The following is a 14204-nucleotide window of genomic DNA, read 5'->3' on the forward strand; positions in this document are numbered from 1 at the left end:
TCAGGCTTGCGAGATGAAACTGAGAATACCACTTTCTCTGCTGGCTGGTAGCATAAAGCATGTAAAAACTCAGGCAGAGGGCGCTAAACACTGGTTTTTAGTGCGTCAGATCTCTATAATCTCGCGCAACCTATTTCCCCCTCGAACACTTTTTAAGCCGTATAAAAACAGGCTGGGACACTTCACATGAGCGAAAAATACGTCGTCACCTGGGACATGTTGCAGATTCACGCACGCAAACTGGCTGCGCGTCTGATGCCTTCCGAACAGTGGAAAGGCATTATTGCCGTCAGCCGTGGCGGTCTGGTACCGGGGGCGCTGCTGGCACGTGAGCTGGGTATTCGTCATGTCGATACCGTTTGCATCTCCAGCTATGACCATGACAACCAGCGCGAGCTGAAAGTGCTGAAACGCGCGGAAGGCGACGGTGAAGGCTTCATCGTTATTGATGACCTGGTGGATACCGGCGGTACCGCGGTGGCTATCCGTGAAATGTATCCGAAAGCACATTTCGTCACTATCTTCGCGAAGCCTGCTGGCCGCCCGCTGGTTGACGATTACGTGATTGATATTCCGCAGGATACCTGGATTGAACAGCCATGGGATATGGGCGTGGTCTTCGTCCCGCCAATCTCGGGTCGTTAATCACGTTCCGCAATTAATTTAACGCCCGGTGATGCCGGGCGTTGTTTTTTTTAGTCTGGCGCGCGTTACAATAGTCTCTATACGACGTATTCATGGAGGCAATGCAATGACGCAGGCGAATCTCACCGAGACTCTCTTCAAACCCCGTTTCAAACACCCTGAAACGTCGACGCTGGTGCGTCGCTTCAATCCGGGTACTCAGCCTGCCGTCCAGTCTGCGTTAGACGGTAAAAACGTGCCTCACTGGTATCGCATGATTAACCGCCTGATGTGGATCTGGCGCGGTATCGACCCCCGTGAAATCCTTGATGTGCAGGCACGTATCGTGATGAGTGAAGCCGAGCGTACCGACAGCGAACTCTATGATACGGTGGTGGGCTACCGTGGCGGAAACTGGATCTACGAGTGGTCTAAACAGGCGATGCTCTGGCAGCAAAAAGCCAGCCAGGAAGAGGATGCCACGCGCAGCGGCAAACACTGGCTGCATGCGGCCAACCTCTATGCCATTGCCGCGTATCCACATCTGAAAGGCGATGAGCTGGCTGAACAGGCGCAGGCGCTGGCGAATCGCGCCTACGAAGAGGCGGCTCAACGCCTGCCGGGCCAGATGCGCGAGCTTGAGTTCGCTGTTCCGGGCGGGGCGCCCATTACCGGGTTCCTGCATATGCCCGAAGGTGAAGGCCCGTTCCCGACCGTGCTGATGTGCGGCGGGCTGGACTCTCTGCAAATTGACTATTACAGCCTGTATGAGCGCTACTTCGCACCAAAAGGGATCGCGATGCTGACGCTGGATATGCCCTCAATTGGCTTCTCCTCCAAATGGAAACTGACTCAGGATTCCAGCCTGCTGCACCAGCATGCGCTAAAAGCGCTGGAAAACATTCCGTGGGTTGACCACACCCGCGTGGCGGCATTTGGCTTCCGCTTTGGCGCAAACGTCGCGGTGCGTCTGGCTTACCTTGAATCCTCCCGCCTGAAAGCTGTCGCCTGCCTTGGACCGGTCGTTCATGCTCTGCTCAGCGATCCCGCACGCCAGGGGAGCGTGCCCGAAATGTACCTTGATGTGCTGGCCAGCCGTCTTGGCATGCATGATGCATCAGACGAAGCGCTGCGCGTTGAGCTCAATCGCTACTCGTTAAAAACGCAAGGGTTGCTGGGACGTCGCTGCCCGACACCGATGCTGTCGGGGTTCTGGAAAAACGATCCGTTCAGTCCGGAAGAAGAGTCGCGCTTAATCACGTCGTCATCTGCGGATGGCAAATTGCTTGAGGTGCCGTTCAGCCCGGTCTATCAGAATTTCGATAAAGCTCTGAAGGAGATTACGCGCTGGATCGCTCAGAGATTGTGTTAATAGATTGCTAAATTTCGCTGGTTTGGTAAAACAGTGGCTTCACAAAAGGAGATCGCAATGACGTTACCGAGTGGACACCCGAAAAGTAGATTGATTAAGAAGTTCATGGCTCTTGGCCCGTATATTCGAGAAGAGCAGTGTGAAGAGAATCGCTTTTTTTTCGACTGCCTGGCTGTATGCGTCAACGTGAAGCCTGCACCCGAAAAACGTGAATTCTGGGGCTGGTGGATGGAAATGGAAGCAGAGGAAAAACGCTTTACGTATAGCTACCAGTTTGGCCTGTTTAATAAAGACGGTAACTGGCAGGCCACCACCATTAAAGATCAGGAAGTGATCGATCGCCTGGAATATACCCTGAAAGAGTTTCACGACAAAGCGAGCGCACTGCTGGCCACCCTGGATCTTAAGTTCGAGCCAGCGGATGATTTTTCCAGCGAAGCGGTGAAGCTGACTGCCTGATAGCGTCACAGCGCCACCGGGCAAAAAAAATCCCGGCTTATCTGCCGGGATTTTCTTATTCGGATAATCTTAGAACTGGTAGGTCATACCCAGGGCAACGATATCATCGCTGCTCACGCCCAGTTTATTATCGTCGTCAATCTGGTTAATTTTATAATCAACAAACGCGGACATATTTTTGTTGAAGTAATAGGTCGCGCCAACGTCAATATATTTCACCAGATCTTCGTCACCAATACCTTCGATATCTTTGCCTTTAGACTGGACGTAACCCAGGGAAGGACGCAGACCGAAGTCGAACTGATATTGTGCAACGACTTCAAAGTTCTGTGCTTTATTGGCAAATCCGCCAGAAATTGGCGTCATGTTGCGGGTTTCTGAATACATCGCTGCCAGATAAATATCGTTCGCGTCATATTTCAGACCGGTAGCCCAGGCTTCGGCTTTCTGCCCCTGACCACGCGCCAGCAGGTTCTGCGCGTTGGTGCGGTCAGAGTTAGTGTAAGCACCGCTGACGGCAAAATCGCTGCCGCCGAAGTCATAGCTCAGAGAGGTACCAAAACCGTCACCATTCTGCTTCTTGGCGTCACGGTTTTCGTTTTTACCCTGGTACTGCAGGGTCATGTCCAGGCCGTCAACCGCGCCGAAGAAGTCGGTGTTGCGGTAGGTGGCAAGACCGGTCGCACGCTTGGTCATGAAGTTATCGGTCTGCGCGGAAGAGTCGCCGCCGAACTCAGGGAACATGTCGGTCCATGCTTCGACGTCATACAGCGCACCCAGGTTACGACCGTAATCCAGAGAACCAAAGTTTTTCAGCTTCAGGCCCGCGAACGCCAGACGGGTTTTCTGAGAGGAGTCGCTCTCGGCTTTGTTACCCGCAAATTCAGATTCCCAACGACCATAGCCCGTCAGCTGATCGTTAATCTGGGTTTCGCCTTTAAAACCGAAACGAACGTAAGTCTGATCGCCATCTTTGGTGGCATCATCGCTGATGTAGTGCATGGCTTTCACTTTGCCGTACACGTCCAGCTTATTACCATCTTTATTATAAACTTCAGCTGCGTGAACGGATGCAGAAGCCACTACGCCCATAACCATTAATGCCAGAGTGCTCTTTTTCATTTTCGATCCTGTCTTATAAACGCGCTAAAAAATTCGCTGGACGATAAGCTCATGCTTAAGTCCCGTGAAAAAACAGGAAGGGTTTTATCGTTCTGGAATGAAACTTTTATGACAAACTAAGAATAATTTTAAAAAACTGTGATTTATTATTTCGGTAATAAAAGTGTCAAATTCTCCCGCTACGCTTCCTGATCCCGCGCAACAAAGTGTTTCGCGATGTGCTAAGGCAGTTGGCAACGGGGCTGACTCCTGCTAAAACGTTCGTTCGACATTACTTTCCCTTATCGTTGAACGGCAGAGAATCATGAGTGACAGCCAGACGCTGGTGGTAAAACTCGGTACCAGTGTTTTAACAGGCGGATCGCGCCGCCTAAATCGCGCCCACATTGTTGAGCTTGTACGTCAGTGCGCTCAGTTACATGCCGCAGGGCATCGTATTGTAATTGTGACCTCCGGGGCGATTGCCGCCGGGCGTGAACACCTGGGTTACCCCGAACTCCCCGCGACGATCGCCTCTAAACAGCTGCTGGCCGCCGTGGGACAAAGCCGACTCATTCAACTCTGGGAACAGCTGTTCTCTATCTATGGCATCCACGTCGGACAGATGCTGCTGACGCGTGCGGATATGGAAGACAGAGAGCGCTTCCTGAACGCCCGCGATACCCTGCGCGCGCTGCTGGACAACAATATCGTTCCGGTCATTAATGAGAACGATGCCGTTGCTACCGCTGAAATCAAAGTGGGTGATAACGATAACCTCTCTGCGCTGGCCGCCATTCTGGCTGGCGCCGATAAATTACTGCTTCTGACCGATCAGCAGGGGTTGTTCACTGCCGATCCGCGCTCCAACCCGGAAGCCGAGCTGATTACCGACGTTCACGGCATCGACGATGCGCTGCGCGCCATCGCCGGTGACAGCGTGTCCGGCCTCGGAACGGGCGGTATGGGGACGAAGCTACAGGCCGCCGACGTGGCGTGCCGCGCCGGTATCGACACCATCATTGCCGCGGGCAGCCGCCCTGGCGTGATTGGCGACGTGATGGAAGGCATCTCCGTCGGCACCCGCTTCCACGCTCAGGAATCCCCGCTGGAAAACCGTAAACGCTGGATATTTGGCGCGCCACCTGCGGGCGAACTCGTCGTTGATGAAGGGGCGACCGCCGCGATTCTGGAACGAGGAAGTTCATTACTTCCTAAAGGAATTAAAAGCGTGACAGGCAACTTCTCCCGTGGTGAAGTGATCCGCATCCGTAACCTCGAAGGCCGCGACATCGCCCACGGCGTAAGCCGCTATAACAGCGATGCCCTGCGCCGCATCGCGGGTCACCATTCGCAGCAGATCGACGCCATTCTGGGCTATGAATATGGCCCGGTTGCCGTGCATCGCGATGACATGATTATTCGTTAAGGAGCCAGAACATGCTGGAACAAATGGGCGCCGCCGCGAAGGCCGCCTCTTATAAACTGGCGCTCCTTTCCAGCCGCGAGAAAAACCGCGTGCTGGAAAAAATCGCTGATTATCTGGAATCTCAGTCCCAGGAGATTTTGCTCGCCAACGAGCAGGATTTACTGGAAGCGCGTCGAAACGGCCTGAGCGAAGCGATGCTCGACCGCCTGGCGTTGACCCCGGCCCGCCTGAAAGGCATCGCCGGCGATGTTCGTCAGGTCTGCAATCTGGCCGACCCGGTAGGGCAGGTGATTGACGGTGGGCTGCTGGACAGCGGTTTACGCCTGGAGCGCCGTCGCGTGCCGCTCGGCGTTATCGGCGTTATTTATGAAGCCCGTCCAAACGTGACGGTGGATGTCGCCTCCCTGTGCCTGAAAACCGGCAACGCCGCCATTCTGCGCGGTGGGAAAGAGACCTGGCGCACCAACGCCGCGACGGTGAAAGTCATTCAGCAGGCGCTGGAAGAGTGTGGCTTACCGGCGGGTGCCGTGCAGGCAATTGAGAGCCCGGACCGCGCGCTGGTCAACGAAATGCTGCGCATGGACAAATACATCGACATGCTGATCCCACGCGGCGGCGCGGGGCTGCACAAGCTGTGCCGCGAGCAGTCGACGATTCCGGTGATCACCGGCGGTATTGGCGTGTGTCATATCGTGGTAGACGACAGCGCTGAGATTGCTCCTGCGCTGAAGATTATCGTGAACGCGAAGACCCAGCGTCCTAGCACCTGTAACACCGTTGAAACGCTGCTGGTGCATCAGGGCATAGCGAACACCTTCCTGCCGGCTCTGAGCAAACAGATGGCCGAGAGTGGCGTGACGCTGCACGCTGACGCCAGTGCGCTCGCGCTGCTGCAGGATGGCCCGGCTAACGTCGTTCCCGTCAACGCGGAGCAGTACGACGACGAGTTCCTGTCACTGGATCTGAACGTGAAAATCGTGAGCGATCTTGACGACGCGATTGCGCACATCCGTGAGCATGGCACGCAGCATTCTGACGCCATCCTGACGCGCACCATGCGCAATGCCGATCGCTTCGTGAACGAAGTGGATTCCTCTGCGGTGTATGTGAATGCCTCCACCCGCTTCACCGACGGCGGCCAGTTCGGCCTCGGCGCTGAGGTGGCGGTCAGCACGCAGAAACTGCACGCGCGCGGTCCGATGGGGCTGGAAGCGCTGACCACCTACAAGTGGATCGGCTTTGGCGACGATACGATTCGTGCGTAAATAATCACGGGTGATGCAAAAATAGCCGTTTGATTCAAAAGGGCATTGACGCATCACCCGGATAGATCTAACCTTTTGCCCCGTGGTTACATTCGTAACCGGCCTCTCAGGGCCGATATAGCTCAGTTGGTAGAGCAGCGCATTCGTAATGCGAAGGTCGTAGGTTCGACTCCTATTATCGGCACCATCTCCTAGTTTTCTCAGGTCAATCCACTTCAACAAAACCTTTCGAAACATACAAATTACGCTGTTTTAGTCGTTTGAGGTCACCCCTTGTCTCATGAAATCAACATGCGATTGGGGGGTAATCAGGGCATCTTCTGTTCGGCTTAGTAAATGTGTCCTCGATGATGCTGAATGCCAGTCAGGTAGAAGCCGCTAAAGATAAAAGCTATAAACCATCTGATGGAGGTGGCCTGTAACAGAGGTAAAAAAACTCAGTATGTTACCTCTCGTTACCTCTCAATTTAATACTTGCTACCAGTGTTACACGTTCAGAACAAAATGGAGGGGAACCAAAATCCTTTCTTCTGGTAAGCAACAGAGGTTTCGCTATGCGAGTGATGAAAATTTACTGCCCGGAGTGTATGTCTGCGGCAACGGTGAGAAAAACAAACCGAAAGCACCCCAAATTATCAGATGTGTACTGTTATTGCTCAAATGTAGAGTGTGGGCACACGTTTGTGATGAACGTTTCCTTCTCACACACGATTAGTCCCAGCGCTTTGCGCGGCCAGGGATGGATTAAAGAGCTAATGGATGCCCTGCCACCGGACGAGCGACAAAAAGCATTAGAACTCCTGTTGGCAGCCAAAGAGAGTCACTGAACGGTTCGCCGGGAGTAACTAAAATTTTCCCGGCTTCGGTTCATTAAATTTCAGCGGCTTAAGAAAAAATGTCTATAAGAATCAGTTTGTTAACTTTTAAGTGTGCCGTCAGTTATCATGAAAAATCTCACCTAAAATTTTATATCCCTTTACTATCAATAGCTTAATTCAAGTGGTTACGATGTTGGAGTAAAGCTAAACTGAAAAAAGCTGAAATTCTTTTCACTCTTTTCAGTTCTCTGCTCGCTGTAAATCCCCAGTTGTGGCGCGGTCTGGCGCTATCATTTGTAAAAAATCCCAACTGAAAAATTTTTGCGATCTGAAAACCGCAGGCGGGTGCGGTGTAGTGCGATTTTGGTCGTTCGAGTAATTATGTGATGCTTGTCTTGTCTTACTCTGAACTACATCGACGATGACTTAATATGAATAGATTTTTCGCGTTTTGACCTGTAAATTATTCAGTGTAAGGCGATGTGGAAGATTGCCATAGTCCATATGATTTAGCTGATTATAAGGTCTAATTGTTCTGAGACTAATCTATGAAGAATAACAAAGAATTTTATACAGAATCTGGGAGAGCAAAATGAAATTAGAAGCATGTACCTTGAAATTATATGATTTCACGAAATTTTCATTTTCTGATTATAAAGAGAATAAAGTAAGGTTGTCTGATATAGATAAGTTTCTAGATCCAATGATTAAGTTCTTAAATAAGAAAACTTTTAAGAACAGCAGAGTTTCTTCTCATGGTACTAAGGAAGTATATTGCTATGACATCAAAAAATATAATGATGATTACATAGTGATTTTATGGATTGGTGTAAGTGGAAATAAAAATAATGTTCTCTCTCTTCCGCATAATGGCAATGTAGGAGATAAGAATTCTGTTGCCCGCACACGTATAGGAAAAGAAAGGATTCCAGGGATTCCAGCATATTTTTATATTGCTTCAAAAGAAAGGATGTTAGTAACTTTAGATTTTAAAGGCTCGTCTTCAGAAACTGGAGTCCTTCTTCAGTACATAAGAGATTTCATGCATAATTACTCAGCATTTTCGGATCATGTATTGGGTGCCAATGGGAAATTTAGCGGTGGTTATAAAGTCAAAAAAAATGATGAAAATTATTGTTATTTTTCACTTGATTGCAAGAGATATGTAAATGCTTCGGTAGAAAAAGATCTTATTTTGAATTTTAAAAACATCACTAAAATTATTACAAAAGAAAAAATAACGGTTAGTACTAGCTCCTCGCAATCTTTAGTTAACTTAAAGCCAATAATAAAATTATTTACCTCTCAAAAAGATAAAACCACCCTAGAATCAGTAGTTAAGGTGGAGGTTGATGTTGCTTTTGATAATGAAGCGCAGATTAAAGAGTATATTGATAATATTAAAGGAACATATGATGTTGGCAATGTTAATTTCCTTGTCCAAAAGGAAAAAAGGCATTGAGACTGTAAATCTTCAAAATAGCTATGCAAAAGAAAAGGTTGTTTTAGAGGCTAAGTTGAATGGTGTTGATAGTATTATAACATGGCCTTATGATGCTAATGATATTATAATGGCATTGAACAATCAAAATTATATTGATAGCTTCATCAAATTATCATGTAAAAAAATAGATGAGGTTAAGTTTGATAAAGCATCTGATGCCGTTTCGGAAATTAAGGTCTCGGCGCAATCGTGAATGTAGAGGCGAAAAATGTCTAAAGGGAAAATGGTGGTTGTCATTCCACTAATTGTTTTTATCATTATCGCAGCTGCGATAGGGGTAGGAGCATATATATATGAAGACAGTATTAAAAAAGCTTTGCTTGATGGGACATTGAAAGTTACGGATCTTAATAGCACTCTAATCAATATTGCATCAATTATTTTTGCAATAAGTGGTGCCTGGATTGCTCTTATATTTCCTAAGTCAATTAAAAAACTTAAAAGTAATCAAGTTAAAGAAATTACATCTGAGGATGAGGAAGCCGCGTTTTATGATATATCTATATGTTCGGTGATAAGTTTATTAGTCTTATTCGTAATTATGATAATAAATTATCTGCTTTCGATTGCTGTGATATATGAAAATAAGCTTGATGTATTTTATTATTCTTTCATTATTGTAAGCGTTTTGTATCTCTTGGAATCGGTTGTGGTACTTTGGACAGCGAAAACAACATTCAAAGTTTTTGCATCCTATAGTATGGCAATTATGAATCGCGCAACTGTAGAGAACATTGAAAGTGTTCAACGCGAGGATGAAGAGTGATGTGCTAGGAGTTGCTGTGGTGCTTTCGGCTGATGGCAGCATTAACGGGGGCACTTTAGGGGGCACTTTATTGTGCCCTTTTGAATTTTGTCTTTTAAAGCAAGTGGTTATGTCGGTTATGTATTCCTATTATCACCATCTCAAATTCCTCAAACGTCTGAATTCATCCATAAAGTCCATGATATAAAATGATTTTAATGCTTTTTAGTCCATTATTTTCCGTAACCTTCCAGTAAAATCGATGCTGAATCTGTATAGGATTGTGTATATATTCCTGTTCGGTTTGCGCCGTCCGTGGTTAAACAACAAACAGATCTTCGTCATCATTTACGTTCGGATGGGGCGCTAATGTGGGCTGTCTGTCATCTTCCGCAAGCAGTGTGCTTTCTTCTCAGGGTGCAGAATCCGTTGCTTACAGCCACACAACTGGCCATTACCTGCTATATTCGTGTCTTTGCCAGATTTCCGGAATGAGCGATAATGTGGCACATAATGGCAGCGTAAAAGGGGCAATATGCTTCATCACAGCCAGGCAATGTCACTGGATGACATCTACCTTGAGGACATTCCTCACATTATTCACCCGGATACGGCGGCAGGAGACCTCGTAGATACTGCAAGGCCTAACCGCATCATTCAGGAGTGGAATTTGCCACAGGGCTACACCCGGTTTGTCAGCCGGTATCAACTGTACCACTGGCAACATCCCTGGATGGCATACCGTGACACGCTCGACGACATCAAATCCGGGAAGCTCGTTCTGCTGAGAAAAGACATCACCGGCAATGCCATTTCGGGCGTGCTCACGACATCCGGTGACCTTCGCAATGACCTGCCTCTGTTCCTTCAAACCCGACTCCGACACATTCTGTCCCGGCAACTGAATCGCCCGAGATATCAGGTCCGCCATGCGGCACCGGTGCAACATGCCCAGGCCGCAAAAACCATCAACAGCAAAACTGCCGGTCGGTTGCTGGCCGCGGGTGGGATCTATAATGGCAATATCGAGGGATTCCATCAGACCGCGCAGCAGCTCGGTGGTGATGCACCGGCGGGTTACGATCAGGTTATGGATAATAAAGGGCTGATTATCGCTGGTGCTTCTGTTGCTGCGGGCCTTGGCCTGGGCAGACTGGGGACGGCGAGTGAGCTTAGCAATCTTCATGTTCTGGGAAAAGTCGAGGGTGAGTACTCGATGATAAAACCCGGACCATTACCTAAAGAGCTGGCTGAAACTTTCTCCAGTGGTACATATAAAGAGATCACGCTATCAACAGACACGAGTTTCTACAGAGGTGGTATTGAGGGCCGACCATTAGGTCAGTTTTTCGGATATGAACAACCTCAGGGAGTGCTCCAGACCAGAATAGATAAGGCCCTGCTCCCCAAATGGCCTAACGGAAGTGAATCCCCTCTTGATAGCTATCACAAGATACAAATACCCGCTGGAACGAAAGTATATGTTGGAGAAGTTGGCTATCAAACAGACCTTTTTTCCGGTGGCTCTGAGCAAGTTGTGATACCTACCCCGTGGAAAATACCTGGCGTTAAGATACTTGGAAGTGGTGGTTTGAAATGAAAAATGAAATAAAGAAAACGGTAACTGATATCATCAAAATCCTCTCCTCAAATGATGAGGATTCATGGGCAAAAACATTCGAAAAACTAGCCATCGAGCTCGATGTTGATTGTGAGTCATCCATTTACTCGTTGAAAAAACTCTACGGCGGGATGGGATCATTTAACGATATTGTTCTTCATAAAAATGGAATACCTCTCATTCGGGAAAATGACGAGTTAGACGATTTGAGACACAAACTCTACAAGCAGCTTGACCATGCAATCGTTTTGTTAAAAGCAGGTGATTTACCATAGCGTTAGTTTCCAGCGCCGTCAGTAAATTATTGGGTACGCCTCCAGCCTGACAGGGGAAGCGCAGAACCTTAAAACTGGCTCATGTGTGTTCGTCTCGTCAGCATCGATGCCCCCGAAAAGAACCTGCCCTTTGGGCAGCGTTCCCGGCAGACATTCTCATCGATAGTGGCGCAGTGTGCCGTCTCCATAACGTGCAGGAACGCAGATTTCTATGGCCCTTGTGGCCTCACATGGAAAGCGCATAAAATAATGAAAGCCCGGTAGGCTTCTCACACCCACTCCTGCAGATGGAAACCCTCAGCACTTCTTACGCATCATGCGACAGGTTCCTCTGACAGCCCCGACAAACCATCACACATCTCCTGCAACTCATTAAACATCCTTGCCACATGGAAACCATCGCACACCGAATGATGCACCTGCACTGCGAGCGGCAGCAGCACTTTTCCATCCTGCTCGTAGTATTTTCCAAACGTGAACATAGGCGAAAAGAAGTTCTTCATGTGCGCAATGTTCATATTAAAGTTGGTAAAGGTTACCCACGGAATAGACGAGACGAAGAAGACATTTTCCCGGGACTCTTCCTTAGGCCAGTATGAAAGGCTATTTCCATAGCGGGCCGTATCTTCTGCATACGTGTTCTGGAAGTGATGAATATTGCCGTCATAGTGGCTCCACAATGACGAAAACGTCTCCGTTTCGGGGTGGAAAATGGTATAGCTGGGATGAACTTCATTCCATATTACGAGCTCATTGTCCTTCATGGCCATGCGGAACTCAGGATGCCGGTTCATGATGTTAGACAGGAGAAAAATGATCGTCGGGTAGAACTTCCAGCCCACCGCTTTGATATGTTTTCGCAGCGCGGTAATGTCGATCAGAACGGTTTGGTTAATTGTGCATTCAGCAAATGACTGGAAGACTTCAAAATGCTCCTTCCTTGGCCAACGAGATAAATCAACAGGCGTATACTCCGGGGCTGTTTTTTTCATTATTTAACCTTTGATTATCAACCGTCTACGTGATTTTTGGCCAGAAACAACCGGACAACCATTTCAACCGTATCTAATCTTCCTGTCAATCTCAGCCTGTGGCTTTCCGAACAGGTATCCCTGCACGAGATCGCAGCCAAGCGCCTGAAGCCGTTCAAGCTGCGCTTCGGTTTCAACACCCTCTGCAATGACCCGCATGTTGAGGCTCTTCGCCATGCCGGTAATCAATTTAACGATATTAAGGGCATCATCCTGCGTGGATATCGGATTCACAAAAGATTTATCTATTTTAATTTTATCAAAATTCAGTTCACTCAGTCGTGAGAGCGAGGAATATCCCGTTCCGAAATCATCGATGGAAATTTTGACACCCAGTGCCCGGAGCTTTTTGAGAATAGTGATCGGCATGTTGCTGTCACTGAAGAGCGAAGACTCTGTTACCTCTAGCTCAAGTCGGCTGGCCGGTAGCCCTGTCTCTTTCAGGATGGACTGCACCATCGCGGTAAACGATTTCGTGCCTAGCTGAACGGGGGAGACGTTCACCGAGATCCTGGCCGGCACCGCCCAGGAAACTGCTTCCCGGCAGGCCATCTCAAGCACCGACTTGCCGATCTCATTGATCATTCCCGTTTTTTCAGCGACGGAAATAAAATAATCTGGCGCGAGTATCCCTTTCACCGGGTGTATCCAGCGAATAAGCGCTTCATAGCCATAAATTTCATTGCTGAATGAATCGACAATAGGCTGGTAATAGACAACGAATTCATTGTGATCGATCGCCAGAGCCATATCATGTTCAAGGGTTCTGCTTTCCTGCAGTCTTTGCAGCATCCACTGACGGAAGACTTTGATCTGCTGCGAACCTTCTTTTTTCGCTTCGTAAAGGGCCAGATCGGCAAATTTGTATAGATAATCAGAGCGTCGTTCATTATCAGATAAAACGATGCCCACGCAGGTGGCAATTTTTATCAGCTGGTTATTAATCGTATAGGGCTGGCTGATATGATCGCTGATTTCTTTGGCGCGCGAAACGGCGGCGGTTTCCGTGAGTCCGCTGGAGAGAAGGGCGAATTCATCGCCGCCCAAACGGTAAAACGTATCCGTTGCGCTGCTCATTGAGGTCAGCCGTCGGGAGACCTGATTCAGCAGCAAATCTCCCGTATCATGGCCATAGGTATCGTTGACCTCTTTGAAACGGTCTAAATCAAATAACATCACCGTGACGGGGACGTGGTTTTTATCTGCCTGAAGATTAATTTTGTTGAGATCGTCCCAGAAGAAAAGGCGGTTTTTCATGCCGGTGAGGGAGTCATGATAAACATCATACTCCAGCTTCGAGTTCTGAATTTGCAGCTTTTCTTTTGATATTTGAAGCTCGTCAGCCAGGCTCTTAACCTGCATGTGTGCTTTCAGAATGTTTTTATTCTGGTAGATCATTAAGAAGCCGAGAATAAAGCTTAAAATCACCAGGAGCAATGAAAGCGCCGAGTAGATATAATACAGTATCTGTATTTTCTTATTGGATTCGTTAACTGTGTTAATATCTTTTGTTAATGCCGTGGCAGAAAGCTGGCTTAGCGGTGCATCGAGTTCATGCATATTTGTCAGGTATGCTTTTAACTCCGGGTGGCTCATATTTTCAAGATGGCTATCCAGATAGGCCAGTATGTTTTCTAAGCGTAAAGCGAGTTCCTGATGCGTTTTATCGCTGTCAATGTAGCGACCTAAATCGCCCCCCTTCATTAAATCGCCCTGACTGAGCATAATTTCGAGACGCATGCGGACCTGGTCTATCGTAACGTCATCGGTATCGGTTGCGTATAGACCAAGCCATGATTCAAAACGGTAATACTCTGATACCAGTTGTGCCACGGACCAGGACTCAGTGTATTGAGTCAGTTTTTGCAATTCTTGCTGACGATCATAAACAAGGTATGCAATATATCCTGTCGTGATAAAAAGAGAAAAAATGATACCAACCAGTATCCTGTTCATTATG

The 14204-nt window shown here is 48.2% G+C and carries 15 protein-coding genes and 1 tRNA gene; 13 read left to right on the top strand and 3 right to left on the bottom strand.

The features are described 5' to 3' along the window. The first annotated feature begins 186 nt into the window (after positions 1-186). The 3 genes from gpt to crl all read left to right on the top strand — a co-directional run bounded on the left by gpt (position 187) and on the right by crl (position 2455). Entirely contained in the window at positions 187-645 is a 459-nt protein-coding gene (gene gpt / locus AA74_RS0113690; RefSeq protein WP_003863205.1) for a xanthine phosphoribosyltransferase, read from the top strand. Between the two features lie 106 nt (positions 646-751). After that, a complete protein-coding gene (gene frsA / locus AA74_RS0113695; protein WP_025912589.1) occupies positions 752-1996 on the top strand; it encodes an esterase FrsA in 1245 nt (414 codons plus the stop codon). Positions 1997-2053: 57 nt separating this feature from the next. Next, complete coding sequence (crl, locus tag AA74_RS0113700; RefSeq protein WP_008500249.1) at positions 2054-2455, top strand: sigma factor-binding protein Crl; 402 nt, start codon at positions 2054-2056, stop codon at positions 2453-2455. Positions 2456-2524: 69 nt separating this feature from the next. Here the strand turns inward: crl and phoE are convergent, their stop codons facing one another. Next, on the bottom strand, positions 2525-3577 hold the full coding sequence (gene phoE / locus AA74_RS0113705; protein WP_008501878.1) for a phosphoporin PhoE: 1053 nt from the start codon (positions 3575-3577) through the stop codon (positions 2525-2527). 304 nt (positions 3578-3881) lie between these two features. On the opposite strand from phoE, the gene proB reads away from it, so the two are divergent. The 10 genes from proB (at position 3882) to AA74_RS1000000123800 (ending at position 11477) form a co-directional block, all read left to right on the top strand. Further along, a complete protein-coding gene (gene proB, locus AA74_RS0113710; RefSeq protein ID WP_008501877.1) occupies positions 3882-4985 on the top strand; it encodes a glutamate 5-kinase in 1104 nt (367 codons plus the stop codon). 11 nt (positions 4986-4996) lie between these two features. After that, positions 4997-6250 (top strand): glutamate-5-semialdehyde dehydrogenase, encoded by a 1254-nt coding sequence (proA, locus tag AA74_RS0113715; protein ID WP_025912590.1) that lies wholly within the window; start codon positions 4997-4999, stop codon positions 6248-6250. A 111-nt stretch (positions 6251-6361) separates the two neighbouring features. Further along, positions 6362-6437 (top strand) — tRNA-Thr (locus tag AA74_RS0113720). A 367-nt stretch (positions 6438-6804) separates the two neighbouring features. Then, the gene (locus AA74_RS01000000122195) at positions 6805-7077 is read left to right on the top strand and encodes an ogr/Delta-like zinc finger family protein (RefSeq protein WP_032667550.1); all 273 of its coding nucleotides are present in this window, start codon (positions 6805-6807) and stop codon (positions 7075-7077) included. A gap of 583 nt (positions 7078-7660) precedes the next feature. Beyond that, on the top strand, positions 7661-8530 hold the full coding sequence (locus AA74_RS1000000123435; protein ID WP_155267970.1) for a hypothetical protein: 870 nt from the start codon (positions 7661-7663) through the stop codon (positions 8528-8530). Continuing rightward, positions 8481-8765, top strand: coding sequence for a hypothetical protein (locus AA74_RS0113725; protein ID WP_155267971.1), 285 nt, complete (start codon positions 8481-8483; stop codon positions 8763-8765). Before AA74_RS1000000123435 ends, AA74_RS0113725 begins: the two co-directional genes overlap by 50 nt. Positions 8766-8780: 15 nt before the next feature. Beyond that, positions 8781-9338 (top strand): hypothetical protein, encoded by a 558-nt coding sequence (locus AA74_RS0113730; RefSeq protein WP_025912592.1) that lies wholly within the window; start codon positions 8781-8783, stop codon positions 9336-9338. Positions 9339-9852: 514 nt separating this feature from the next. Continuing rightward, a complete protein-coding gene (locus AA74_RS1000000122475) occupies positions 9853-10917 on the top strand; it encodes a hypothetical protein (RefSeq protein ID WP_025912593.1) in 1065 nt (354 codons plus the stop codon). After that, complete coding sequence (locus AA74_RS0113740; RefSeq protein ID WP_025912594.1) at positions 10914-11213, top strand: hypothetical protein; 300 nt, start codon at positions 10914-10916, stop codon at positions 11211-11213. The genes AA74_RS1000000122475 and AA74_RS0113740 overlap by 4 nt, the downstream gene beginning before the upstream one ends. An 81-nt stretch (positions 11214-11294) precedes the next feature. Then, positions 11295-11477: a thermonuclease family protein gene (locus AA74_RS1000000123800; protein ID WP_071965063.1), complete on the top strand. Its 183-nt coding sequence runs from the start codon at positions 11295-11297 to the stop codon at positions 11475-11477. A 50-nt stretch (positions 11478-11527) separates the two neighbouring features. Here the strand turns inward: AA74_RS1000000123800 and catA are convergent, their stop codons facing one another. Together catA and AA74_RS0113750 are read right to left on the bottom strand one after the other, a co-directional pair. After that, entirely contained in the window at positions 11528-12205 is a 678-nt protein-coding gene (catA, locus tag AA74_RS0113745) for a type A chloramphenicol O-acetyltransferase (protein ID WP_025912595.1), read from the bottom strand. A gap of 63 nt (positions 12206-12268) precedes the next feature. Further along, positions 12269-14200 (bottom strand): bifunctional diguanylate cyclase/phosphodiesterase, encoded by a 1932-nt coding sequence (locus AA74_RS0113750; RefSeq protein ID WP_025912596.1) that lies wholly within the window; start codon positions 14198-14200, stop codon positions 12269-12271. Positions 14201-14204: the final 4 nt, after the last annotated feature.

Source organism: Enterobacter sp. 5-4 (genome assembly GCF_000612205.1).
GTDB lineage: Bacteria > Pseudomonadota > Gammaproteobacteria > Enterobacterales > Enterobacteriaceae > Enterobacter > Enterobacter roggenkampii.